The sequence below is a fragment of the Asticcacaulis sp. P2_C5 genome, assembly GCF_056404555.1.
The window spans coordinates 281,922-305,624 of the sequence record NZ_JBFUDU010000007.1 but is presented as its reverse complement, the minus strand read 5'-3'; the positions used below and the strand labels follow the sequence as shown (position 1 = coordinate 305,624).

Below are 23,703 nucleotides of genomic sequence, written 5' to 3'. Positions count from 1 at the left end.
GCATCTTACGTAAATTTTACCAAAAATTGTACGCTCCTTATTGGATGCTTATGTCGTCATCCATAGGGTCGCAGATGGCAAACCTTGCAAAGAGGCGGGCCGGATAAGCGTTGGGCGGACAGGCAAAGGGGAAACATACAAATGGCCGTATTGAAAAAGGCTGTCGACAGTCGCAAGTTTCGCGCCGATCTGGGCGTTTCGCTCAGCCTAGCCATGATCGCCGTTTTTTTCATCATCAGCGGCACCATCTCCTACGTCAATATCCAGACTCTCGACCGCAACACGGCCCTCGTCACCGAAACGCACGACATACTGCTCGACCTGGAAAAGACCCTGTCGCTGCTCAAGGACGCCGAGACCGGCCAGCGCGGCTATATCCTGACCGGTGAACAGGCCTATCTCGAGCCCTACAACGCCGCCCTGCCGGAAATCGAACGGCAGTTGATCGACCTCGACCGGCTGACCGCCGGCGACGCCGACCAGCAGCGCCAGGTCAAGGCCATCAAGGGCCATGTCGCCGCCAAGCTGAAGGAACTGGCGCAGACCATCAGCCTTTATCAGGCCGAGGGCCACGATGCTGCCCTGGCGGTGGTCAGGACCAACCGGGGCAAGGCGGATATGGACGCCATCCGTAATCTGGTCGAGGATATCCGCAATGAGGTCAACCAGGTCCGCGAAGCCCGGATCGCCGAGCGTGAGCAGGCCCATACGACAACGGCGATCAGCGTGGTCGTCGCCGCTATTATCGGCGTCATCCTGTCGATCGCCATCACTTGGATGATCAGCCGGACGACGGCGGCGCGGCGGCGGACCGAGTGGCTGCAGACAGGCCAAGCCGGTCTCAGCGCCGCCCTGCTGGGTGAACAGAGGGTCGATCAACTGGCCAAGAACGCCCTGACCTATCTCGCCCAATACACCGACGCCCACGCCGGCGCCTTCTTCAGCGCCGACGGCAACCTCTATCGCCGGGTCGGCACCTATGGCGTGCCCGACGATGCCGATGTACCCGAGGTCTTCCGCCGCGGCGAAAGCCTGCTGGGCCAGGTGGTCAACGACAACAAGATACTGGCGGTCGGCGATATACCCGACGGCCACCTCGCCACCGGCGCCGCCCTGGGCCAGTGGCGGCCGCGCCATATCGTCATTCTGCCCGCCCGTTCCGACGGCATTGTCGAGGCCGTGGTCGAGCTGGGCTTTCTGCACCCCTATCACGACGCGACGCTCGAACTGCTGGAACGCGCCTCCGAGGTGATCAGCATCGCCGTCCGTTCGGCCAATTACCGCGCTTCGCTGCAGAACTTCCTCGAGGAGACCCAGCGCCAGTCCGAGGAATTGCAGAGCCAGTCCGAGGAACTGCGCGTCAATAACGAGGAACTGGAGGAGCAGAGCCGGGCGCTCAAGGAATCGCATGTCCGCCTGGAACAGCAGCAGGCCGAGCTGGAACAGACCAATGTCCAGCTCGAGGAACAGGCCGCCATCCTGGAGACCCAACGCGACGACCTGGGGCGCGCCAAGCAGCAGGTCGACGCCAAGGCGATGGAACTGGAACAGGCCAGCCGCTACAAGTCGGACTTCCTGGCCAATATGTCGCACGAGTTGCGCACGCCGCTCAACTCATCCCTGATCCTGGCCAAACTGCTCAGCGACAATACAGAAGGCAATCTGACGGATGAACAGGTCCAGTTCGCTCGTACAATCCAGTCGTCGGGCAACGACCTGCTGGCCCTGATCAACGACATTCTCGACCTGTCGAAGATCGAGGCCGGCCAGATGGAGATCCATGCCGAACCGATGTCGCTGAAACGCCTGGCCAGCGATATGCAGCGCATATTCGATCCTATCGCCAACCAGAAGGGCCTGAAACTGACCACGCGGCTGGGCGAAGGCGTGCCCGAAACCATCCAGTCTGACCGCCAGCGCGTCGAGCAGGTACTTAAGAACCTGATGTCCAATGCCTGCAAGTTTACCGAGAAGGGTTCGGTCGAACTGGCAATCCTGAAGGACGGCGATCGCATCGTCTTTGCCGTCAAGGACACCGGCATCGGTATCTCGCAGGAACATCAGCAGCAGGTCTTCGAAGCCTTCCGCCAGGCCGACGGCACGATCAGCCGCAAATACGGCGGCACAGGCCTTGGCCTGTCGATCTCGCGCGAGTTATCGCGGCTGTTGGGCGGGACCCTGGGTGTCATCAGCCAGGTAGGTCGCGGCAGCACATTCTCCATGTCCATGCCGCTGGTCTATGACGCCGGCCAGGTGACGACCCGCAGCGAGATCAGGGTGGCGCCGGTTGAGCCGATCCCGGCCCCCGCACCCGAGGACATCCCCGCACCGGCGATGGCACCACGCGCCGCGGTCTCCGACGACCGCGACAAGCTGACCGCCGGAAGCCGCAGCATCCTGGTCATCGAAGATGATCCGGCCTTCTGCCACATTCTTTACGACCTCGCCCACGACCTCGACTTTCTGTGCCTGATCTCGCATACGGCGGAAGAGGCCATAGCCGTGGCACGACAGTATTCGCCCTCGGCCGTCGTGCTCGACGTCGGCCTGCCCGACCATTCCGGCCTGTCGGTGCTGGATCGCCTCAAGCGCGACATCCGCACCCGTCACATCCCGGTTCACGTCGTTTCGGCCGGCGATCATGCCCACGCCGCCCTGTCGCTGGGCGCCATCGGCTATATGTTGAAACCGGTCAAGCACGAGGAACTGGTCGACGCCTTCAAGAACCTGGAAGCGCGGCTGAGCCACGGCGTGCGTCGCGTCCTGATCGTCGAGGATGACAGCGTCCAGCGCGACGCCATGGCGCGGCTGCTGGTGTCACAGGACGTCGAATGCATTACCGTCGGCACCGCCGCCGAATGCCTGGACAAACTTAAGGAACAGACCTTCGACTGCATGGTCCTGGACCTCAACCTGCCCGACGCTTCGGGCTATTCGTTGCTCGAGACCCTCTCTCAGGAAGAAGCCTACGCCTTCCCGCCGGTCATCGTCTATACCGGCCACGACCTGAGCTATGCTGACGAGCAGCGCCTGCGCCGCTACTCGCGCTCGATCATCATCAAGGGCGCCAAGTCGCCCGAACGCCTGCTCGATGAAGTCACCCTCTTCCTGCACCAGGTGGTGTCGGAACTGTCGCCCGAGCAACAGAAACTGCTCAAGAAAGCCAAACATCGCGACGCCATGCTGGAAGGCCGCAAGATCCTGCTGGTCGAGGACGATGTTCGCAATGTCTATGCCGTCACCAACATCTTCGAGCCGCTGGGCGCCGTCATCACCATCGCCCGCAACGGTCGCGAGGCCCTCGACGCCCTGGAAAGCGCTCAGGGCCAGCCGGAAACGGCTATCGACCTGGTGCTGATGGACGTCATGATGCCCGAGATGGACGGGCTGACGGCAACGCGGGAGATCCGCAAGAACAAGGACTGGAAGAAGCTGCCCGTCATCATGCTGACGGCCAAGGCAATGAAGGACGACCAGGAGCGCTGTCTCGAGGCCGGAGCCAATGATTACATGGCCAAGCCGATCGATGTCGACAAGCTCGTGTCGCTGGTGCGGGTATGGATGCCGAAGTAGAGCGTGACGGTACCGGGCGTACCGACGAGATCGAGATCCGGCTGCTGCTGGAGGCCATCTTCCTGAAGTACCATTATGACTTCCGTGGCTATGCCCTGGCCTCGATCAAACGCCGGCTGGGCCAGGCGAAGGAACGGTTCGGCTGCGCCACGGCCTCGGCGCTGCAAGAGCGCGTGCTGCGCGAGCCGCAGGTCATGACCGATCTCCTGCCCTTCCTGACCGTCCAGGTCAGCGAACTGTTCCGTGACCCGCAGTATTTCCGGACCCTGCGCGAAAAGGTTATTCCGCATCTGCGCACCTACCCATCGCTGAAGGTGTGGATTGCCGGCTGTTCGACCGGCGAGGAGCTCTATTCCTTCTCTATCCTGTTCCGGGAGGAGGGACTGGAAGACCGTACCCTGTTCTACGCTACCGACATCAATCCCGAGGCCTTGAAAAAGGCCGAGGCCGGCATCTACACACTGGACCGGATGAAGCTGTTCACCGAAAATCACCGCCTTTCGGGCGGCAAGTCGTCGCTGTCGGACTATTACCGCGTTGCCTATGGCGCGGCCGCCTTCGACAAAAGCCTGCGCAAAAACACAGTCTTTTCCGACCACAGCCTGGCCACCGACGCGGTCTTCGCTGAAACCCACCTGGTGTCGTGCCGTAATGTGCTGATCTATTTCGACCGCGCCCTGCAGGATCGCGCCATCGGCCTGTTCGACGGCTCCCTGACCCGCAAAGGCTTTCTGGGCCTGGGCGCCAAGGAGACCCTGCGGTTTTCGAAACACGCCGAAGCCTTCACCGAGTTTTCCCGCGAGGAGCGCATCTACCAGAAACGGGACGTGACATGAGAAAGGCCGGCAACCCCCATGAAATCCCTACGCAGGCCCTTGTCATCGGCGCCTCAGCCGGCGGTGTCGAGGCCATGTCGGCCATCCTGCCGCACCTGCCGGCCGACTATCCCCTGCCGATCATGGTCGTCATTCACCTGCCGGCCGACCGCCGCAGCCTGATGGCCGACCTGTTCGACGCCAAGTGCCTGATGAAGGTACGTGAAGCCGAGGACAAGGAGCCGATCGAACCCGGCACAATCTATTTCGCGCCGGCCGATTACCATCTGCTGGTCGAATCCGATCGCCGCCTGTCGCTGTCCAGCGAAGAACCGGTGCTGTTTTCGCGGCCCTCGATCGATGTCCTGTTCGAAACCGCCGCCGATGCCTACGGGCCGGCCCTGCTGGGCATTGTGCTCAGCGGCGCCAATGAAGACGGCGCCCACGGTTTGAAGACCATCGTCGAGGCTGGCGGTCAGGCCGTCGTCCAGGCGCCGGAAGAGGCCCGGGCGGCCGAAATGCCGCTGGCGGCGCGCAAGGCCGTACCGAAGGCCAGGGTCATGGCCAGCGACGCCATCGTTCAGCACCTGCTAAGCCTGCAACGGGTAGCGTCATGACCGTTATGCCGGGACATATAACACCCCTGGGCGGGCTCACGCCCGTCAACATCCTTCTGGTCGACGATCTGAAGGAAAACCTGCTGTCGCTCGAGGCCCTGCTGCGCCGCGACGGCCTGGTGGCGCTCAAGGCCAGCTCAGCCACCGAAGCGCTCGAAATCCTTCTTAAGCATGACGTCGCCCTGACGCTGCTCGATGTCCAGATGCCTGACATGGACGGTTTCGAGCTGGCCGAGACCATGCGCGGCAATGAACGGACCCGCCGGGTGCCAATCATCTTCCTGACCGCCGGATCGACCGATCGCCAGCGCCGTTTCCGCGGCTACGAAGCCGGCGCCGTCGATTTCCTGGAAAAGCCGCTGGACGGCGATATCCTGCGTTCCAAGGTTTCGGTCTTCTTCGACCTGTATCTGCAAAGACAGCAGATTGCGACACAGCGCGACAATCTGCGCGTCTTCGCCGAAGAGAATATGCGCCTTCTCAAGGAAAGCCGGCGCTACGCCAATGCCCTTAAGGAAGCCGATCAGCGCAAGGACGAGTTCCTCGCCACCCTGGCTCACGAACTGCGCAATCCACTGGCGCCGATCCGCAATGGCCTGCAGATTCTCAAGCTGTCGCCCGACAGCGAACGCGGCGACGTCGTGCGCGACATGATGGACCGGCAATTGACCCACCTGGTACGCCTGATCGACGACCTGCTCGACGTCTCGCGCGTCAGCCGCGGCAAGATCGACCTGCGCACCGAACGCATCGCCATTCAGGACGCCGTGCGCGCCGCCCTGGAAGCCAGCCGCCCCCTCATCGACGCGGCCGAGCACACCCTGACCGTGACCCTGCCCGACACGCCCCTGTGGGTCGAGGGCGACCCGACGCGCCTGTCGCAAGTGGTGTCGAACCTGCTCAACAACGCCGCCAAATACACCCCGCAAGGCGGCCATATCGACCTGACGGTGACGCAAAGCGAAGGCGACAACGGTGGGTGGATCGATCTTTGCGTTGCCGATACCGGTGTCGGCATTGAGGCCGACATGCTGCCCAAGGTGTTCGAGCTCTTCACCCAGGTCGACCAGAATCTCGATCGTTCGCAAGGCGGCCTGGGCATTGGCCTGGCGCTCGTGCACAAGCTGGTGGAGATGCATGGCGGCACCACCCGCGCCGACAGTCCAGGTGCCGGCCGGGGCAGCACCTTTACCGTCCGCCTGCCGCGCGCCAGTGAACCGCAGGCCGAAGCGCCCGCCGACGACGCTGCACCTACTGTGGTCCGGCCGCTCGATGTCCTGATCGTCGATGACAATGTCGATTCCGCCCAGACCACGCGCTGGATGTTGGAAATGATGGGCCATAATACGCGCGTCGAAAATAGCGGCCCCGCGGCGCTCGAGGCCGTAGCACGCCACAAACCCGACGTCGTCCTGCTCGACATTGGCATGCCGGGCATGGACGGCTACGAAGTTTGCCGCGAACTGCGCCAGTTGCCAGGTCTCGACAAGACACTGATGATCGCTCAGACCGGATGGGGCCAGGAAAGCGATCGCCAGCGCGCCTTCGACGCCGGCTTCGATCACCACATCACCAAGCCGGTCAGCCTGGACTTGCTCGTGCATGCGCTGGGTGAATACAGGACGCCTGCCGACATATGATGATCGTCATGTTTATATCTTTTTTATTATTCAGGTCACGGATCGCCGCTTTACACTTATAATAAATTTTCCATTGTGAGGGTGGACCTTGGAGTCCTCACGGCAGGCTGGAACGACCACAAAAACGCTGTGACGGCAGGGGAAAGAGTTTATGGCTGATGACTCAAGCAACAGGGCGGTTATGAAAATCATGATCGTCGAGGATAATGAGGCCTTGGCCCAGACCACAGGCTGGCTGGTCGAAATGCTGGGCTATGACTACAAGCTGGCCCTCAGCCCCAAGGAAGCCATCGCGGACGCCCCCATCTACCGGCCCGACGTCTTGATGCTCGATCTGGGCCTGCCGGGCATGAGCGGCTATGAGCTGTGCCGCGTGCTGCGCAAGGAGCCAACGCTGGAAAAGTCGATCTTTATTGCCCAGACAGGCTGGGGTGAAGCTGAACATCGCCGCATGACCGCCGACGCCGGATTCCATTATCATATGGTAAAACCCCTGTATCTCGAGGCGCTGCAAACCCTGCTGGGCGAGATTGAACACGCGCTCAAGGGCGGCGTCGCGTCCGTTTGACAGACCCGTTGTAACCGATTACAAACGCCGGCAATAAATAATAATTTTGCAGGGGTTCCTCATGACATCTCCGTCCCTATCGTCGCGCCGCGGCTTGCTGCTGGGCGGACTGGCCCTGGGTGCCTCGGGTTTGGCGAGCTGCGCCATGCCCGGGACCGGCGGAGGCCGAATCGATATGTGGCCGATGGGTGTGCAGCTATGGACGGTCAATGCCGAACTGAAAACCGACATTCCCGGCACATTGAAAGCCTTGAAAGACGCGGGCTACGAGACCGTCGAGACGGCCGGCACGCTGGGCCATACGGCGGCCGAGTTCAAGGCCCTGGTTGACGCTTCGGGCCTGGTCATCCGCTCGGCCCATACGTCAATGAGCGACCTGATTGCCTTTGGCGACCAGAAGATTGCTGACGCCGTCGCCTTGGGGGCTGAATGGCTGGTGGCGTCGTCGCCCAAACCGCCGATGGCGCTGGACCCCGCCAAGGACTGGGTGATCGCCATGGGTGAGGCGATGACGGCCGATGCCTATAGCTACAATGCCGAGCAGATTTCCATCCTGGCGCCCAAGGTCAAGGCGGCCGGTCTGAAGTTCGCCTATCACAACCATCCCATGGAGTTTAAAGATCTGGGAGCCGGCAAGACTGGCTACGACGTGCTGCTGACCGGCGCCGACAAGGACTCCTTGCGCCTGGAGATGGACCTGGGCTGGGTGGCCGTGTCCGGCCAGGACGTGGTGGCGACGATGAAAAAATATGGCGACCGGCTCGATCTGTTGCACGTCAAGGATATGGCGCGCGACGATGCCGAACCGACAGGCTACCGCTCGGTGGAGATCGGTGTCGGCATGATCGACTGGAAAGCGGTGTTCGACACAGCCAAGACGCTGGGCGTCAAAGGCTATTTTATCGAGCAGGAAGCGCCCTACAAGAAGCCGATCATGACGTCTCTGGCCGAAAGCCGGGCCTATCTGCTGAAAATCTAACGCCGGTAGACCAGGGCTATGGTGACGCGGCGACCGGTATCGAAACTGGGCGTGCCGTCGGCGCTGCGGGCGATTTGGATATCGGCGTCGAGCGCATTGGCCACAGTCGCCGACAGCGTCACATCGCGCGTCAGGGCATAGGCCGCGCGCAGGTCAAGGCGCTGGGATGCCTTCAGTTTCAGGGTATTGAGATCGTCCTCCCAGGCCTCGCCGTCAAACGCCAGGTCGGCGGAAACGGTAATGACCGACCACGTGCCTTGCAGACCGATCGAAGCGCTGTAGCCAGGCGCCTGGGCAGGCCGCAAACCGCCGCTGCGCGCACGGGTGACCGTCGCTGACGAGATCAGGTCTATATGGTCGGTCAGAGGGTATTCGGCATTGAATTCCAGCCCCAGGGCCTTGATCGTGTTGCCATTCTGCCGTTGACGCAGGGTGCCGCCAGCCGGGATAAAGCCAGCGGTCGGAAAGGTGCCCGGACCGACACCGATGGTGACATTGGTCACCGGATCGCTGAGGACATTGTAGAAAACGCCCAGACCGAAGCGGCGGTTGCGCAGACCAAATTCGAATCCGGCCAAGGTTTCGGGGCGCAGATTGGCATTGGCCTCGGTGACGTCATTGCCGACGCGGAAAGGCCGATACAGTTCGTTCAGCGACGGTGGCCGAAAGCCGTTATAGGCCGCCACGCGCAGGGTCGTCGTGGCGGACACGGCGTAATCGGCGCCGAAGCGGGCCGAGACAAAGCGGGTCTGGCTGTCGGCCGGTGTCAGGCTCAGCACGGTTTGATGCGTGGCCGTATCCGTTTCAGTGCGACGGGCGGACCGCTTTTTCCAGCTTTCCGACCGCACGGCGCCCGTCAGGGTCAGACGCTCGAAGGTACGGCTCGCCTCGGCATAGAGGGCGGCCAGGTCGCTGGCACCGCCGGCCGTGCGAAAGCGGGTCGGCACCCCGGCCATGTAACGGTAATATTCTTCTGAACGGCCTTCTGAACGGCTGGCGTCGACGCCGACCTCCCATTCGAAGTCCCGGGTCTGATGGCGCAGCGCCATCTTGACGCCATCGGCTGAGGCCGGTGTCGCGACCTGGTCGTTGGCCAGAGTCGTGGTGGCACGTCCGGCGGCGACCGAGACCGAACGGTTGGCGAGGTCGGAATCCTTGTGCCAGATTTGCAGGCGCAGGCCGCTGTGATCGTCGCTGGGCGCTTGGGTGAAGCTGAGCGACCAGGCGTCGCCGGTGGCCTGCGCCGTCGCGCCCTTAAGGCCGGTGTCGCGGCGGCTGTCATAGCCACTGGCCAGGACATCGACGTGACCGCACAGGCCCAAACAGACATCACGCTGGTAGTTGGCCAGCCATGACCGGTCGTGGCCATAGGTGGCGATATCGGCCGCGCCGCGCTGCGGAGCGTGGATGGGGGAATCGCCGTGCTGAACCTGGTCGTTATAGTGCAGGCTGAGATCACCGAGGCCTGCGCCAAGCGCGATGCGATGTGCCCCACCCTCGCCCATCTCCGCGCGAACATAGGTCGGTGTCGCCTGGGGCGGCAGGAGATCGAGATCGACGATACCGGTCAGCGCTCCGGCGCCATAGGCCCCGCCGCCGGCGCCGCGCACGATATGGCCGTGAGCCACAGCGTCCACAGGTATGGCGGACCAGATGACCCAGCCGCCGAAGGGATCGTTCTGCGGGATGCCGTCCAGCACGACCAGGGCCCGGCCGGCGCCCGACGGGGCGATGGCGCGCAGGCTGAGGCCCTGGATGGTCGGATTGGCGGTCAGGGACGACGAACGGCGAAACAGGGCGGCCTGGGAGCCGAGTTTCAGGCTCCGGTCCAGCGAGCCGCCGCGCTGGAGGGCCGCGGCATCGAGGTCGACGGTCGAGAAGGCGCGGTCACCACGATAAACGGCAAAGCGGTTGGCCTGGACGATGACTTCGGTCGGCGCCTCGGCATAGGCGGCAGGCGCCAAGGCCAGCAGGGCGGCGGAAGTCAGGATCAGGTGTCGCATGGAGGCTCCGCGGTTGCTAGCGCAGTTAACGCGGTAGCAGGCCATGGAGCAATGGGGAAAGGCCAGCGATCACGAGTCAAAGTGACCCTGGCCGCGTTTTCTATCCGGCTGCATGCGCTGCATACTGTAAAGGCGTCGGTCATGTCTGGCCAGAGGCGCGAATGTCGGGTTATATAGTGTCCGGGGCGATAACGGGCTAACGACCGGTGAGCGCACGTCCCGGTCTGGGGGTATGATGCGTATCAGGTTACGGGTGGCGCTGGGTCTGATGGGGCTGGCGTTGGGCGCAGGTGGGCCGGTGCGGGCGGAGACGTCGTCCGTTCTTGAGATGCTGTCCGGCGGCGAACCGAAGGTCAATGCAGGGCTGGCTGCCTATAATGCCGGAAATTATGCGGATGCGATCACGCTGTGGCAACCTTTGGCCGAACAAGGTGACGCCGTCGCGCAGTGCGACATGGGTGTGCTATACGCCAGAGGCACGGGCGTTGCGAACGATGACGTCGTGGCTGCAGACTGGTATCGAAAAGCGGCAGGACAGGGACTGGCGCTGTGCCAGTACAATCTGGCGGTGATGTACGATAACGGGCGGGGTTTAGCTCAGGACTATGATTCTGCCATCGACTGGTATCTGAAGGCGGCCGACCAGGGTCTGGTGCAGGCGGAATATAATCTTGGCGTGCATTACAGGGATGGCCAAGGGGTCACGCCGGACTACGCGCCGGCTGTAGCCTGGTTTCGAAAAGCAGCCGAGGGCGGCTTTGCGAAGTCCCAGTATAATCTCGCCTTGATGTATGCGAACGGTCACGGTGTGCCGCAGGACTATGGTATTGCGGCGGGCTGGTATCGACAAGCGGCGGAGCAGGGGCTGGCCCAGGCCCAGTTCAACTTGGCCCTGATGTGCGAGTACGGTGAAGGCGTCGTTCGAGATGAGGCCGCTGCGTGGGTGTGGTACGGCAAGGCGGCCGACCAAGGTCTGGCCATGGCGCAGTACAGGATGGGCCAGCGTTATTTTTTCGGCCACGGTGTGGCAAGGGACTACGGCACCACAGCGGCCTGGTACCGAAAGTCGGCCGACCAAGGCTTTGTTCGGGCGCAATATGATCTCGGCGTTCTATACGAACAGGGGCTGGGAGTTGCGCAAGACAAGACAAAGGCGGCCGCTTGGTACCGAAAGGCCGCTGACCAGGGTAACGCCATGGCCATGTTCAATGTAGGGGTCGGATACGACAACGGGCAGGGCGTGACCAGGGATCTAGTTTCGGCCTATCAGTGGATAAGTCTGGCCGCCGGAAGAGCCACGACAGACAAGGTGCGGACGGCGGCGACGGCGGCTATGAAACGGCTGGCCCAGGCCATGACGCCAGCACAGGTCGCCACTGCGCAGAAGCGTGCAAAGGCCTGGAAGCCGGTTTTGGCTGAAAATCAAGGGAATTGATATGCGTGTCAGGGCGTTGGCGATTTTGGGCATGATGTGTCTGGCGTTGGGTCCGGTCGGGCCGGCCTGGGCGGACGGTGAAGCTATTGACGGCCATACAATTGGTGGCGGAATCTGCCGGGTCGGTGCAGAACGGCAGGCTGAGTTCGACGCCGGCCTCATGGCGGTCAAAAGCGGTGACACCAAAGGCGCACTGTCGCTTTGGATGCCACTCGGCGACGCCGGTATCGCCTGTGTCCAGTTCAATCTGGGCATGATTTACGGCGACGGCATCGGCATGCCAAAAGATTCAGTGACCGCGGCCACTTGGTATGGCAAGGCCGCCGAGCAAGGTTTTGCTTCAGCGCAACACATACTTGCACAGATGTACGAAGACGGCGAGGGCGTGCGGCAGGATAGTGCGACGGCCGCCAGTTGGTACCGCAAGTCGGCCGAGCACGGTTACAGTCCGGCACAATTCGGCCTGGCCCGGCTGTACCTTTCGGGCAAAGGTGTGCCGCATGATGTCGATGCTGCCACCAGTTGGCTGCGAAAGGCGGCAGACCAGGGCCATCCCAACGCCGAATACAGTCTGGCTCGTGCGTACGCAATTGGGGAAGGTGTCCCTCAGGATTACGCCAAGACCGCATACTGGTGCCAGAAGGCGGCCGATCAGGGCGTTGTGCCGGCGCAGATGTGCCTGGGCGAGGCCTATATGGAAGGTAGGGGAGTCGCCAAGAACGATACGAAAGCGGCCTTCTGGTTTCAAAAGGCCGCAGATCAGGGCCTGTTCCTTGCCCAGTTCGATATGGGGCTGGCCTATATGCAGGGTAAAGGGGTCCCCAGAGACTATGTCAAGGCGTACATTTGGGCCAACATTGCAGCGGCACATGCCACGGACGCGAATAAGCGGGACATGTCCGGCAAGATGATCTCTTATCTTTCCACGAAAATAACGGCGAAGCAGATTGCAGATGCCAAGGCCCAGGCCAAGGCATGGAAGCCAATACTTCAATAGGCGCGGTTACTGGCCTGACCTCTGTCTCATATTATCCGCGATTTGAACGAAAGATTTGCAAACGCGAGCAGCTCTGGCAGATTGGTCATCACCAGACAGAATCGGCCGCGGGATAGCGCGCACCAACCCAGGGGGATTGATGGAACTTACGCTTCGCAAAGCCAGCACCTTGTCCAAGTCGTTGCTGGATGCTGCCCGCAAGCTGCCGCTGAGCCGGACGGTCCAGATCTCCGTCTATGATCAGGTCACACCTGAGGATCTGGTAAAAGATGCGACAGCGATATTGCTGAACAACCTTAGGGATGCCGGTGATCTCACCCGAGCAGGCTTCGAGCTGCGCGCCGCGATCGGTATCGCCAATTCAAGTTCTGGCATCTCAGCCCTGCTGACTGAGAAAGCCGCGCTGGACGCCAAGGAAAAGCTGATCGCCTCCGTGGCTGAACCGATTAGTGATGCCGCTTTCAACAGCGCGGTCACGGCGCCGATCGCCGCTGCCAAGCTGGAGTCCGTGCGGCAGCGCCTGGCGATCGGCGAACAGCGTTACGGTCTGTCCGAAGAGCTTGCGGTCAAGGTCGCGACGGTCGAAACCGTGGCGCCTCTGAAGGATGACCTTCTGGCGATACGACGGCGCAAGACACAGATTGCGGATGAACTGCTGGCACTGAACACCTCCGCCAAGGTTCCGGTGTCGGCGTTCGCCGAAGAGCTTCTGACCCGCTTCAAGCTGGTCTGAACAGGCTCGGTGCGGCGAGAGGCGGAGCTTCGGCGACGCACCTGCCGGCCGGGGCGTGGAAGTGGAGACGAGTCGAGGCACAAACGAAATGGCACCTTCGGGTGTTCAATTTTCAACCACCGCTTCGGCGGTCAACTCCTTGCTGACCTGAAAATCAACCGATCCGTCGGTTACTTGTTTGTTGTCCAGGCCCGGTGGAGTTTTGTGGGTTGTCCGTTGCGATTTGCATATTGCACATTGTTTTGCTTAGATTTTTTTCTGCTTCCACGTCCATTTAACGCTGCAAAAAAATCATGTTTCCGGACGGCCGCGGCAGGAAGCAACACAGCCATCCGGAAACATGGTACCTGAAAAACCGCTTCGACCGCTTGCATCGTTCGGCGTCAGGCGAAGTTTAGCGGATCCGTACGTCCCAGGGGACGACGCACGGATCCGCTTATTAGACTGGCTCTAGAACGCGAACCGCACGCCAGCGTGGTAGAAACGGCCCAGGGTGTCGTAGAGGGCCGGATTTACGTCGAGACCCGTATTGGTTTGGGGCGACGGAGTTGGTGCTTCGTCCAACAGATTGTCGATCTTGAAATAGGCCACGACGCCTTTGCTGACATTGTAGGAGCCAGCAAAATCGACATAGGTCGCCCCAGGCATGCTGTTGTTATTAAGGGTCGGATTGTTGGACGTCGACACCGGGCAACCGCTACTGCAGACCACATACTGATTGCCGATGACGCCATCGCTGAACCAGCGTTCCTGAAGCGTCAGGCTGTAGGTGCTGGTCGAGTAGCTCTGGACGAACAGCGCTTTCCAATCCGGCGTTGCCCCAGAATTCTGTCCGGCCGTATGCTGCGCGATCGTACCCGGCAGACCGGGAATGGTGGTGAAATCACGGACATTGGTGGCCAGGGCCCGCAACACGAGATTACCCGCCAGACCAAACGGCTTGGCCCTTTGATAGCTCAGTTCGTAGTCAACGCCACTGGTCTTGATGGAGGCGGCGTTGATGCTGCCCACATTGACGTAAGGGTTCGGGCCGGTCAGATCAAAGGAAGAACACGCCCCGGGCACCGTACCATCGAAGCAGTATTGCACCAGCTGAGTAGCATTCGGGCCGCTGGCGATCGCGTCGGTCAACTTGATATCATAGTAATCGATCGAAGCGTTAAAGCCGGGCGCCCAGGTCGGGTTCGCCAATACGATACCGAAGCTGAAGTTTTCGGCGAATTCCGGCTTGAGGCCCGGGTTCGAACCGGCGTTTTGCGATACGGTCAGGGTCGAATTTGTGAACGGGTTGGTGAAGTTAGGCAGGTTCGTCGACACGGTCGGACCAAACAGGTCGTTCAGGTTCGGCGCCCGCACGTCCCGCGACTTGACGGTACGAAGGCGGATGCCGCTCAAAGGCGTATCCCAGGTCAAGCCGACCTTCCACGTAGTGACGTCGCCGGCGGTGCTGTAGTTGGTGGCACGACCTGCCGTGTTCAGGTTCAACTGGCCAAGTTCATCGGAGTTGATCAGGGGCACGTTGAATTCGAGGAAGGCTTCAGCCACGTTGAAACTGCCGGTACCGTTGCGGTAGTTGCCGGCGTAGAAGTTGCCGCCACCGGTGCTGAGCAGCGGATCAGCGGGGTAGTCCGCTGTATACGGGCTGGTCGTACCATTGCCGTAGGGATCGGCGACCGCGCGATAATGTTCGCGGCGGTATTCCGCACCGGCTGCCACCGAGACAGGGCCCGCCCAAAGCGAGAAGGGTTCGCCCGAGAAGCTGACGCTGGCGACGTCCTGAGTCTGAATGGTGTGCTGGAAGGCGCCGACCGCGGGCTGAAGATAGGCGATGGCCGATGCACTGGGGGTTTGATTGCCGATGACATTGATCGGCTGGCAGCCATTGGCGCGCGCCACCGGATCGGCGCAGACGATAGCCCCGCCCAGCATCGTGGCATTGATCGCGGCTGTGAAGCGGGCTTTCAGCAAGAGGTTGTGGACGGCGATATCCGAATTTTCCTCACCGTGCTGGTAATAGGCGTCGTAATGCCAGTCGGTGCCGAACATACCGAACTTGCCGTCCGCGCCGAGGACAAACCGCTTCTGGGTGCGCTCGGTATTGACCTTGATGCTCGTCAGGAACGGCGTGACCGTGCCCAGCTTGAAGCTGGTGATGTTGTTAGGACCGCATTGGGCCGAGATCGATGCGGGAACATAGGGGTTCGAACACTGTATCGTCAAACCGGGTTCCGTGAAACCTGGATTTGGCTGGTTGCTGGTGTCGACCTTGGCGTAGTTGACCGTCACGTAGATTTCGTTGTCCGCATCCAGATCAAAGGATGTGCGGTTGTAGAAGTTCGAACGCGTGATCGACGACTGAAGCGTCGCGCCGACGCCGACATTGGCCGACGTGTCGCCACCGACGCAGAAGCCGACATAGCAGCCCGTAACATTGCCCGCGGCATTCTTCGCCGGTACGCCATTCGAGCCGTACACGAAATTATACGGGTTGCCGTTTTGATCGAAGGCAATCCCCTGCAGCGGCCCCGACGTAATCAGGCCGTACTTGGAATAGGTGTAGGATTGCGCATGATCGACATAGGTAAATTGCGGGGCTCCACCGGTGGTGACGCCACTATTGACCAGGGTCGAGCTGCGGTACCAGTCACGACCATTTGCGGCCCTCTCGCCAAAATCGCCCGCCGGAACGCCATCTTCGCGATGATATTCCAGGGCCACAGCGGTATGGAGGCGGTCATTCAGGAAGGACTTGCCCAGGGCCAACTGAATCAAGCCCTGCTTGTCATCCCCATAGGTCGTCTCACCGATCTCGAAATTGCCCTTGATGCCCTCGAAATGCTTGTCGGTGATGAAGTTGACCACACCGCCAACGGCATCCGAACCCCAGGAAGCCGACGCGCCACCGTTCACGACATCAACGCGCTTGATCAGCAATTGCGGGAACAGGCTGACGTCCGGAGCGCCGGTGCCGATGTTGGACGGCACGACGCGCTGGCCATCCAGCAAGGTCAGCGTGCGGCTGACACCCAGGCCACGCAAAGCAAAAGAGCTAAGCCCTTGCTGGCCGCTGGACGTGCTGAACGTGTTGGTGGCCACACCGCTCGACCCCTGAAGCGATGGCAATTGCGTGATGGTGGTGAAAATGTTCGGCTCGGCATTATTGGCGATGTCTAGGGTGCCGATCGAAGTTGTCGGCGTGGGAGCCTTGAAGCCACGCGACGTAAGACGCGAGGCCGTCACGACGACCACCGTCGTATCGTCGGCCTTGTCCTCCGTGGCCTGTGGGGCCGGTTCCGCAGCACAGACCATGCCTGCAAAGGCGCTCAGCGCCAATACAGAGCAGGATGTCACGATCAGATTTCGCTTGATATGTCTCATGTTTCTTTCCCTTTGGTACATTATGTCCGACCATTTTTGGTCATGACAGCGCTGACATAGCAGCCAGATTACATTTCGACGCAGCAGGCAGGCGCAGCCACCTTCCCGCCGCAATCACGGCAAAATCGCAATGACAGCGCTAACATTGCTCGACGCGTTCATGCCAACATTTCGCTTGTAAGCAAAAAGCAGTTGGCGTGTCAAATGCGATTGCGTGACATTATGTCAGACATGATTCGATGCAGCAAATTTGTCACGCGGCAACTCGCTTAAATCAGGCATGCAGGTCGACACCGGAAATGCGCAACCCGTTCCGAGTTCAACAAAGCCGGCAGATTTTAATTGCGGTGGCCACGCGGATCGAGCGCGCCCCTTATCGATTCTTGACACTGATCCGCCCCATAACGGCGATCTTTCTTACGTACTTATGGTTATTCTCCGCTGCAATCTTGGGTCAATTGAACGCGACGGAGTTTGAACATGGATAGCCTGGATAAGATCACAACCGCACCGAACAAGCCGCTTCAGACGGCGCGAGACGATGCCCGCGAAACCGCCATTGACGGTCTGGAAGACACGCTCAGCGATACCGCCGACATTGTCACCCAGGAAGCCGAAAAGGTGGCGCGCAAGGTGAACTGGTGGGCCGTTGCCGGCTACAGTGCCGCGGCCGTTGCCGTGGTGTCCGTGGGCTATGCCTACTGGCGCGGTCAGCAGAAGAAACCGCAGACGCGCCTGGAAAAGCTGCGCGACCAGTTGGGATTATCCGAAGTCGATTTCAAACATCTGCGCTCGACCTACAGAAATATCGACTTCGACAAGTTGAACGACAGCCGCCGTCGCGTGGTGGAAAAGGCCAGGCAGGCGACCCATAATGGCGCCAAGCGAGTCGCCGAACTGACGCGATAAGCGATAGTTTCAAGAGATAAAGCGGCCTCGCATCGGAAGATGCGGGGCTTTTGCGTATTGCGCGCCATGTTTATTTACGCGCGAACTACGGCAGGGCATAGGCGATGATTTCGCCGCTCGGCTTGACCTTCGGGTTCTTGCCGCCGCCGGCCTGGATAACGACATACTGCTTGCCCGACACAGCGTAGGTCGCCGGCGTGGCAATGCCCGACGCCGGCAAGGTCGTCTGCCACAGCAGTTTTCCGGTCTTTTTGTCGAAGGCGCGGAACTGGTTGTCGAAGATGCTGGCCGCGATGAACAGCAATCCGCCCCGGGTCACGACCGATCCGCCATAGTTCTCGCTGCCGGTTGTCGGGTCGTTGAGTTCGGGATAGCTGCCCAGCGGAATACGCCATTCATACTGACCGGTATTCAGGTTCAGCGCGTTGAGCGTGCCCCAGGGCGGGGTGACGGCCGGATAGCCGTCCGGATCGAGGAAACGGTGATAGCCGTCGAAGACATAGTCGTCATTCGCCGTCGACGGATAGGCCGGAGCCTGTTTGGCGCCGTCATCGGATATATAGGCGACGACGGACGAGATTTCAGCGTCATTGAGGGCTGCGCCAAACGCCGGCATGCGGCCTCCGCCGTCGTGAATCTGTTTCGTCATCTGTGCCGGAGTCAGGCGTTTGGCGACGCCGAAAAGCGAAGGGAATTCCGGCGGGCTGCCCTTGCGGTCGTCACCATGACAGGAAGCGCAAGCATTGGCATAGACCGCAGCTCCGTCCGTGCCGGTCGCCTTGGGGCGGGGCTTCAGCTTCATGGTCCACGCCATTTCATTGGCGTTGATATAGAGCACACCGGTGTCGGGGTCCCAGGCTGCACCGCCATATTCGCCGCCGCCGTCCATGCCGGGGAACAGGATGGTACCCTGCAACGACGGCGGATCGAACGGGCCGCGATTGCTGACCTTGGCGTATTGCGCCGCTACAGCTGCATGGGCAGCAGGGGTGCGGTTGGTGATCATGTCTTCGTTGAAGTGCGGACGTGCGAAGGGCTCAGGCGCGGCCGGCAGGTGCTGGGTGGGCGCCGTGGTCTCACCGGGCATACCGGTGGCGATCCCCGGCACTTCCTTCAGCGGATAGAGAGGCTCACCCGTCACGCGGTTGAGAACGAAGACGACGCCGGACTTGGTGATTTGGGCCAGGGCGGGGATGTCCTGGCCGAATCTGCGCACGGTCACCAGGGTCGGCGGGGTCGGCGGGTCACGATCCCACAGGTCGTGGCGGACCAGCTGGAAATGCCACAGACGCCTGCCCGTTGCTGCCTCGACTGCTACGATCGAGGTGCCGAACAGATTGTCGCCCGGACGGTCGGCGCCATAGAAATCCTTGTCGCCCATGCCGGCCGAGCCGAGCGGCAGGTAGACGATGCCGCGTTCCGGATCGAGCGTCACCCCCGACCAGGCATTGGCGCCCATGGCGGTCTTCCAGGCGTCCTTCGGCCAGGTGTCGTAGCCGAATTCGCCGGGATGCGGGATGGTATGGAAAATCCAGCGTTGCTTGCCGGTCTTGACGTCGTAGGCGCGGACATGGCCCGGCGTATTACCGGTGCTGCCCAGGATGACCAGGTCCTTGTAGACGATACCGGGCGAGACCACGCCGACGGAGATCGACTCGGGATCGCGGTCCAGCCCCTGGCGCAGGTCGACCGAGCCGTTGTCGCCGAAGGATTTGAACATCTTGCCGGATTTGGCGTCGACGGCGATCAGGTGGCCCTTGAAGGTGAACAGGATGCGTTCGTTCTTGCCATCGCTCCAGTAGGACACGCCGCGCAGGCGCTGCTTGGTATTGACCACGTCACCATGGGCCGGGTCGAAGACCCAAGCCTGCTTGCCGGTGGCAGCGTCGAGGCAGAACAGGCGGCCCTTGGGCGAGATGAAATAGAGCCGGCCGTGGACGATCAGTGGGTTGCCTTCCATCTCCGAACCGTCGAAGGCATCGCCGGAGTCGAAGCGCCAGGCAACCTTTAGCCCGGCGACATTACCGGTCGTGATCTGGTCGAGCGTCGAATAGTGCGTCCCGTTGGCGTTACCATTATAGACCGGCCAGTCGGAAGAAGAGGTGCCGGACGTGGCGTCGAGGCTAGTCACGTCGATCTGGGCCGACTGGCAGCTAAGCAGGCCGGCGGCGAGGGCCAGGACCAAAAGGGACGCAAGCCGTTTCACGACTTCAAGCCGAGGACGCGCAGGTTGAAATCGGCCGCGCGCCGGCTGCCGGCGAAATCATCGAAAGCCTTGTCCGTCACGTGAATGATATGGTCGCGGATAAAGGTCGCCCCTTCGCGGGCGCCGTCTTCCGGGTGCTTCAGGCAGCACTCCCATTCCAGCACCGCCCAGCCCTCGTAGCCGTATTGCGCCAGTTTCGAGAAGATGCCCTTGAAGTCGACCTGGCCGTCGCCCAGGCTGCGGAAGCGGCCGGGACGGTCGAGCCAGCTCTGATAGCCGCCATAGACGCCGGAACGGCCATTGGGGTTGAACTCGGCATCCTTGACGTGGAACATCTTGATACGGTCATGATAGATGTCGATGTAGCTGAGATAGTCGAGCTGCTGCAGCACGAAGTGACTGGGGTCAAACAGGATATTGGCGCGCTGATGACCGCCGACCTCGGCCAGGAAGCGCTCGAAGGTCGCGCCGTCGTGCAGGTCCTCGCCGGGATGGATTTCGTAGCAGCAGTCGACACCGGCGGCGTCGAAGGCGTTGAGGATGGGGCGCCAGCGCCGGCCAAGTTCGGCAAAGGCCTCTTCGACCAGACCGGCCGGGCGCTGCGGCCACGGATAAAAATAGGGCCAAGCCAGGGCGCCGGAAAAGGTGGCGTGGGCCTTCAGGCCCAGGCGCTGAGAAGCCTTCGCGGCCAGTTTCAGTTGCTCGACTGCCCAGGCCTGGCGCTCGACCGGCTTGCCGTGCAGGGCGATGGGCGCAAAGCCGTCAAACAGGGCGTCATAGGCAGGATGGACGGCGACCAGCTGGCCCTGCAGATGGGTCGACAGTTCGGTGACTTCGAGACCGTATTGGGCCAGCATGCCCTTGATGTCATCGCAATAGGTCTGCGACTCGGCGGCCTTTTCGAGGTCGAAAATATGCGGTGTCGAGGTCGGAACCTGCAAACCCTTATAGCCGAGGGCGGCCGCCCACTGCGCCATGGATTCGAGTCGGTTGAACGGCGCCGCGTCACCGAGGAACTGCGCGAGGAAGATGGCTGGCCCCTTGAGCGTGCGCGGTTTGGTCATGTCAAATCTTTCGGGAGGAAATCGTTCAGGGTGAGCCAACGCTTTTCGGCGCTGGATTGCACGGCGACGGCGACAAAGGCCATGCCGCGCACGGCATCGACAATGCCAGGCACCAGGGATGGCGCGGCAGTCGATATCTGCCCACCTTCGATCTGGAGTGCGAAATCGCGGTAGAGATTGGCGAAGGCCTCGATATAGCCTTCCGGGTGACCGGCGGGCAGGCGCGTCGCACTTTGCGCTCCGGCGGCCAGATAGGAAGAGCCGGCATGACGGACCTCGGTCAGTCCGTCATGCCAGTTGAGCGTCAGGGTGTTGGGGTTTTCCTGACGCCAGTCCAGCCCACCGTTCTCGCCATACACACGCAAACGCAGACCGTTGCGGTCTCCGGCGGCGATCTGGGAGGCTATCAATACGCCGCGCGCGCCATTGGCGTAGCGCAGCAAAAGGTTACAGTCGTCGTCGAGCCGGCGCCCGGGGACCACGGCGGCGAGATCGCCGAACAGCTCGGTCGTGCGCAGGCCGGTAACAAATTCGGCCAGTTGGAAGGCGTGGGTGCCGATATCGCCGGAACAACCGCCGAGGCCCGATTTCGACGGATCGGTACGCCAGTCGGCCTGCTTGTTGTGCAAGGGCTGGGTGAGCCAACCCTGGCTGTATTCGACCACGACCTTGCGAATTGCGCCCAGGCGGCCGGCGGCGACAATGGCGCGGGCGTCGCGGATCAATGGATAGCCGGTATAGGTATGGGTCAGGCCGTAATGGGCGCGCGACGCCTTGACATCAGCGTAGAGAGCGTGAGCCTCGGCCAGGGTCAGGGTCGCCGGCTTGTCGCTCATGACGTGGATGCCGGCGTTCAGCGCCACCCTGGCGATGGCATAGTGGCTGTCATTGGGCGTGGCGACGCATATGAAGTCGACAGCACCGGACGACAGCATGGCGTCAATCGACGGCCAGGCGGTGACCCCGTAGGCGGCGGCAGCCTCCGCCGACTTGCCGGCATTGCGGCTGAACACGCCACCCGTCAGGGCTATGCGGCCATCGAGCTGGGCAGCCATGACGTGCACGGGACCGATGAACGATCCCGGCCCGCCGCCGGCCAGACCCATGCGCAGCTTTCTGGGTGTCAAATCAGGCATTTTCGCTTTCGCCAAGGACAACAGGCTTGTAGCCGCCGCGCGTACGGAACCAGGCGATCAGGCCAAGATAGACCAGCAATGTGCCGAGCGGCAGCAGGGCCATTTCTTTCAGCGCATCTTTCTTGCTGGCGGTGGCCAGGTCGGCAAAGACGGCCTTGTCGGCGTCAGGCGCCGCGGCTACTGCCGCTTCGTCGAGCGCTTTATAGTGGCCGAAGATGCTGACCTTGTCCTGGGTGAGATAGGTCTGGGTCAGGGCGCCGTTATGGGCGCTGTCCCAGGCAGCCAGGCCTTCCTTGGTCGAATGGTCCTGGGCCGCGCCCAGAAGGACCGAACCAACAATGCCGGCGGCCAGCATGCCTGCGCCACCCAGCATGTTGATGGCAACCGCGCCGCCCTTGGGAAATTGCTCCGAGGCAACCGCCATCGATGTGCCCCAAAAGAAGCTCTTGCCGATGCCATACAGCGTGGCGGCAGCCAGGATCATGCCACCGGTGGCGCCCGACATCATGAAGATGCCCAGGGCGGCAATGGCCGAGGCCATGGCCAGGACGCCCAGCGGCTTGAATTTTTCGATCAGGGTGCCGGCGAAGATGCGGATGACGAAGACGATCAGCGAGGTGTAGATCAGCACCCAGCCGGCGGCGAGACCGAGCTTGTTCATTTCCGGCGTCATCAGGGACGAGATCCAGCTGTCGGTGGCCAGTTCGGTGACGGCCAGCGGCATCATGATCAGGACCAGCAGGATATAGAGCGGACGGCCCGGCGAGCGGGCGAAAAAGGCATAGATCAGCGTCAGGACGGCCATGCCGCCGAAGGTGAAGATGGGATTGAGAGAGAAGACGCGGCCGATTTCGAGCATGATCAGGGCGGCCAGCAGGAAAGCCGAGATAAAGCCGGCTTCACCCAACATGGTGCGATAGGAGATGCCGTGGGCGACGCGTTCGCTGACCGGGAATTTGCGGCCGACCAGCAGGACGGTGTAGACAAGGACGGGCGCCAGCATCAGGGCAATCTTTATTCGCCAGTCAGCGCCGGTGACGAAGTGATCGAGACCCATGGCCAACAAGCCGCCCAGGATCATGCCGCCCGGCCAGCCGGCGTGCAGGCGGTTGAGCCATTTCGGCTTATCGTGATTGTAGACGGTGGCGATCAAAGGATTGGCAGCGGCCTCGACCGCGCCATTGCCCAGGGCCATGATGAAAGTGCCGGCATAGAGCGACCAGTAACCGTGAGCGGTGAATAGCAGTCCCATGCCGACCAGATGGCATGCCGCAGCGAACCACAGGGTCAGGCGGAAACCGATTCGGTCGATGATTAGTGAAATGAGGACGATCGAGATGGCGAAAGGCCACAGGCCGACGCCCAGGAGCTCGCCCTTTTGCGTTTCGCTGAGGCCGAAATCAACGCCCCAATTGTCGATAACCAGTGCGCGCAGGATAAAACAGAAGGATGTGGCAGTTATGGCGGCAAAGCACGTGGCGAACACGGCACCATTGCCCTTGGTATCGGTTGTCATGGTTCCCTCCCGAGGAGCCTCCGCTTGGCGCGGTTATGGGTGGGAGGAAAGCATAAAGTGTAATCGATTACAAATGGAAATCGCGGTAGAGGCGCGCGCGTACTTACACCGGCAGGCCCCATTCCGGTATTCTC

The 23,703-nt window shown here is 61.6% G+C and carries 16 protein-coding genes; 10 read left to right on the top strand and 6 right to left on the bottom strand.

Going from position 1 to position 23,703, the window contains the following annotated elements; translation table 11 throughout:
- Nucleotides 1-141: 141 nt before the first annotated feature.
- The 6 genes from AC1DXO_RS14620 to AC1DXO_RS14595 all read left to right on the top strand — a co-directional run bounded on the left by AC1DXO_RS14620 (nucleotide 142) and on the right by AC1DXO_RS14595 (nucleotide 8,192).
- Entirely contained in the window at nucleotides 142-3,573 is a 3,432-nt protein-coding gene (locus tag AC1DXO_RS14620) for a response regulator (RefSeq protein ID WP_476978903.1), read from the top strand.
- A complete protein-coding gene (locus tag AC1DXO_RS14615; protein WP_476978902.1) occupies nucleotides 3,558-4,409 on the top strand; it encodes a CheR family methyltransferase in 852 nt (283 codons plus the stop codon). The genes AC1DXO_RS14620 and AC1DXO_RS14615 overlap by 16 nt, the downstream gene beginning before the upstream one ends.
- Nucleotides 4,406-5,005: a chemotaxis protein CheB gene (locus AC1DXO_RS14610; RefSeq protein ID WP_476978901.1), complete on the top strand. Its 600-nt coding sequence runs from the start codon at nucleotides 4,406-4,408 to the stop codon at nucleotides 5,003-5,005. The genes AC1DXO_RS14615 and AC1DXO_RS14610 overlap by 4 nt, the downstream gene beginning before the upstream one ends.
- Nucleotides 5,002-6,645, top strand: coding sequence for a response regulator (locus AC1DXO_RS14605; RefSeq protein ID WP_476978900.1), 1,644 nt, complete (start codon nucleotides 5,002-5,004; stop codon nucleotides 6,643-6,645). The genes AC1DXO_RS14610 and AC1DXO_RS14605 overlap by 4 nt, the downstream gene beginning before the upstream one ends.
- 151 nt (nucleotides 6,646-6,796) lie before the next feature.
- Nucleotides 6,797-7,213 (top strand): response regulator, encoded by a 417-nt coding sequence (locus tag AC1DXO_RS14600; RefSeq protein ID WP_476978899.1) that lies wholly within the window; start codon nucleotides 6,797-6,799, stop codon nucleotides 7,211-7,213.
- A gap of 61 nt (nucleotides 7,214-7,274) precedes the next feature.
- A complete protein-coding gene (locus AC1DXO_RS14595; protein WP_476978898.1) occupies nucleotides 7,275-8,192 on the top strand; it encodes a sugar phosphate isomerase/epimerase family protein in 918 nt (305 codons plus the stop codon).
- Here AC1DXO_RS14595 and AC1DXO_RS14590 read toward each other — a convergent pair.
- On the bottom strand, nucleotides 8,189-10,195 hold the full coding sequence (locus AC1DXO_RS14590; protein ID WP_476978897.1) for a TonB-dependent receptor: 2,007 nt from the start codon (nucleotides 10,193-10,195) through the stop codon (nucleotides 8,189-8,191). The genes AC1DXO_RS14595 and AC1DXO_RS14590 overlap by 4 nt on opposite strands.
- Before the next feature lie 235 nt (nucleotides 10,196-10,430).
- Between AC1DXO_RS14590 and AC1DXO_RS14585 the strand changes: the two genes are divergently transcribed.
- The 3 genes from AC1DXO_RS14585 to AC1DXO_RS14575 all read left to right on the top strand — a co-directional run bounded on the left by AC1DXO_RS14585 (nucleotide 10,431) and on the right by AC1DXO_RS14575 (nucleotide 13,360).
- Nucleotides 10,431-11,630 (top strand): tetratricopeptide repeat protein, encoded by a 1,200-nt coding sequence (locus AC1DXO_RS14585; protein ID WP_476978896.1) that lies wholly within the window; start codon nucleotides 10,431-10,433, stop codon nucleotides 11,628-11,630.
- Nucleotide 11,631: 1 nt separating this feature from the next.
- Entirely contained in the window at nucleotides 11,632-12,627 is a 996-nt protein-coding gene (locus tag AC1DXO_RS14580; RefSeq protein ID WP_476978895.1) for a tetratricopeptide repeat protein, read from the top strand.
- Nucleotides 12,628-12,766: 139 nt separating this feature from the next.
- A complete protein-coding gene (locus AC1DXO_RS14575; RefSeq protein WP_476978894.1) occupies nucleotides 12,767-13,360 on the top strand; it encodes a hypothetical protein in 594 nt (197 codons plus the stop codon).
- Nucleotides 13,361-13,810: 450 nt separating this feature from the next.
- Here AC1DXO_RS14575 and AC1DXO_RS14570 read toward each other — a convergent pair whose 3' ends face one another.
- The gene (locus tag AC1DXO_RS14570) at nucleotides 13,811-16,738 is read right to left on the bottom strand and encodes a TonB-dependent receptor plug domain-containing protein (protein ID WP_476978893.1); all 2,928 of its coding nucleotides are present in this window, start codon (nucleotides 16,736-16,738) and stop codon (nucleotides 13,811-13,813) included.
- A gap of 480 nt (nucleotides 16,739-17,218) precedes the next feature.
- Between AC1DXO_RS14570 and AC1DXO_RS14565 the strand changes: the two genes are divergently transcribed.
- On the top strand, nucleotides 17,219-17,647 hold the full coding sequence (locus tag AC1DXO_RS14565; RefSeq protein ID WP_476978892.1) for a hypothetical protein: 429 nt from the start codon (nucleotides 17,219-17,221) through the stop codon (nucleotides 17,645-17,647).
- 85 nt (nucleotides 17,648-17,732) lie between these two features.
- On the opposite strand, the gene AC1DXO_RS14560 is transcribed toward AC1DXO_RS14565, so the two are convergent.
- Genes AC1DXO_RS14560 through AC1DXO_RS14545 form a run of 4 tightly spaced genes read right to left on the bottom strand, consistent with a single transcriptional unit; the run spans nucleotide 17,733 to nucleotide 23,569 of the window.
- Nucleotides 17,733-19,853 carry an outer membrane protein assembly factor BamB family protein gene (locus tag AC1DXO_RS14560; protein ID WP_476978891.1) on the bottom strand — a complete coding sequence of 707 codons (2,121 nt, stop codon included), beginning with the start codon at nucleotides 19,851-19,853 and terminating at the stop codon, nucleotides 17,733-17,735.
- Nucleotides 19,850-20,917, bottom strand: a complete 1,068-nt coding sequence (locus AC1DXO_RS14555; protein WP_476978890.1) for a sugar phosphate isomerase/epimerase family protein — start codon at nucleotides 20,915-20,917, stop codon at nucleotides 19,850-19,852. Before AC1DXO_RS14555 ends, AC1DXO_RS14560 begins: the two co-directional genes overlap by 4 nt.
- Nucleotides 20,914-22,053 (bottom strand): Gfo/Idh/MocA family protein, encoded by a 1,140-nt coding sequence (locus AC1DXO_RS14550; RefSeq protein ID WP_476978889.1) that lies wholly within the window; start codon nucleotides 22,051-22,053, stop codon nucleotides 20,914-20,916. The genes AC1DXO_RS14555 and AC1DXO_RS14550 overlap by 4 nt, the downstream gene beginning before the upstream one ends.
- Nucleotides 22,046-23,569, bottom strand: a complete 1,524-nt coding sequence (locus tag AC1DXO_RS14545; protein ID WP_476978888.1) for an MFS transporter — start codon at nucleotides 23,567-23,569, stop codon at nucleotides 22,046-22,048. The genes AC1DXO_RS14550 and AC1DXO_RS14545 overlap by 8 nt, the downstream gene beginning before the upstream one ends.
- Between the last annotated feature and the right edge of the window lie 134 nt (nucleotides 23,570-23,703).

What these genes read in the sequence shown, in the direction of transcription:
- AC1DXO_RS14590 (WP_476978897.1), bottom strand. Translation starts at nt 10,195, where the DNA reads ATGCGACACCTGATCCTGACTTCCGCCGCCCTGCTGGCCTTGGCGCCT.
- AC1DXO_RS14620 (WP_476978903.1), top strand. Translation starts at nt 142, where the DNA reads ATGGCCGTATTGAAAAAGGCTGTCGACAGTCGCAAGTTTCGCGCCGAT.
- AC1DXO_RS14585 (WP_476978896.1), top strand. Translation starts at nt 10,431, where the DNA reads ATGCGTATCAGGTTACGGGTGGCGCTGGGTCTGATGGGGCTGGCGTTG.
- AC1DXO_RS14550 (WP_476978889.1), bottom strand. Translation starts at nt 22,053, where the DNA reads ATGCCTGATTTGACACCCAGAAAGCTGCGCATGGGTCTGGCCGGCGGC.
- AC1DXO_RS14570 (WP_476978893.1), bottom strand. Translation starts at nt 16,738, where the DNA reads ATGAGACATATCAAGCGAAATCTGATCGTGACATCCTGCTCTGTATTG.
- AC1DXO_RS14600 (WP_476978899.1), top strand. Translation starts at nt 6,797, where the DNA reads ATGGCTGATGACTCAAGCAACAGGGCGGTTATGAAAATCATGATCGTC.
- AC1DXO_RS14595 (WP_476978898.1), top strand. Translation starts at nt 7,275, where the DNA reads ATGACATCTCCGTCCCTATCGTCGCGCCGCGGCTTGCTGCTGGGCGGA.
- AC1DXO_RS14615 (WP_476978902.1), top strand. Translation starts at nt 3,558, where the DNA reads ATGGATGCCGAAGTAGAGCGTGACGGTACCGGGCGTACCGACGAGATC.
- AC1DXO_RS14555 (WP_476978890.1), bottom strand. Translation starts at nt 20,917, where the DNA reads ATGACCAAACCGCGCACGCTCAAGGGGCCAGCCATCTTCCTCGCGCAG.
- AC1DXO_RS14610 (WP_476978901.1), top strand. Translation starts at nt 4,406, where the DNA reads ATGAGAAAGGCCGGCAACCCCCATGAAATCCCTACGCAGGCCCTTGTC.
- AC1DXO_RS14575 (WP_476978894.1), top strand. Translation starts at nt 12,767, where the DNA reads ATGGAACTTACGCTTCGCAAAGCCAGCACCTTGTCCAAGTCGTTGCTG.
- AC1DXO_RS14580 (WP_476978895.1), top strand. Translation starts at nt 11,632, where the DNA reads ATGCGTGTCAGGGCGTTGGCGATTTTGGGCATGATGTGTCTGGCGTTG.
- AC1DXO_RS14605 (WP_476978900.1), top strand. Translation starts at nt 5,002, where the DNA reads ATGACCGTTATGCCGGGACATATAACACCCCTGGGCGGGCTCACGCCC.
- AC1DXO_RS14545 (WP_476978888.1), bottom strand. Translation starts at nt 23,569, where the DNA reads ATGACAACCGATACCAAGGGCAATGGTGCCGTGTTCGCCACGTGCTTT.
- AC1DXO_RS14565 (WP_476978892.1), top strand. Translation starts at nt 17,219, where the DNA reads ATGGATAGCCTGGATAAGATCACAACCGCACCGAACAAGCCGCTTCAG.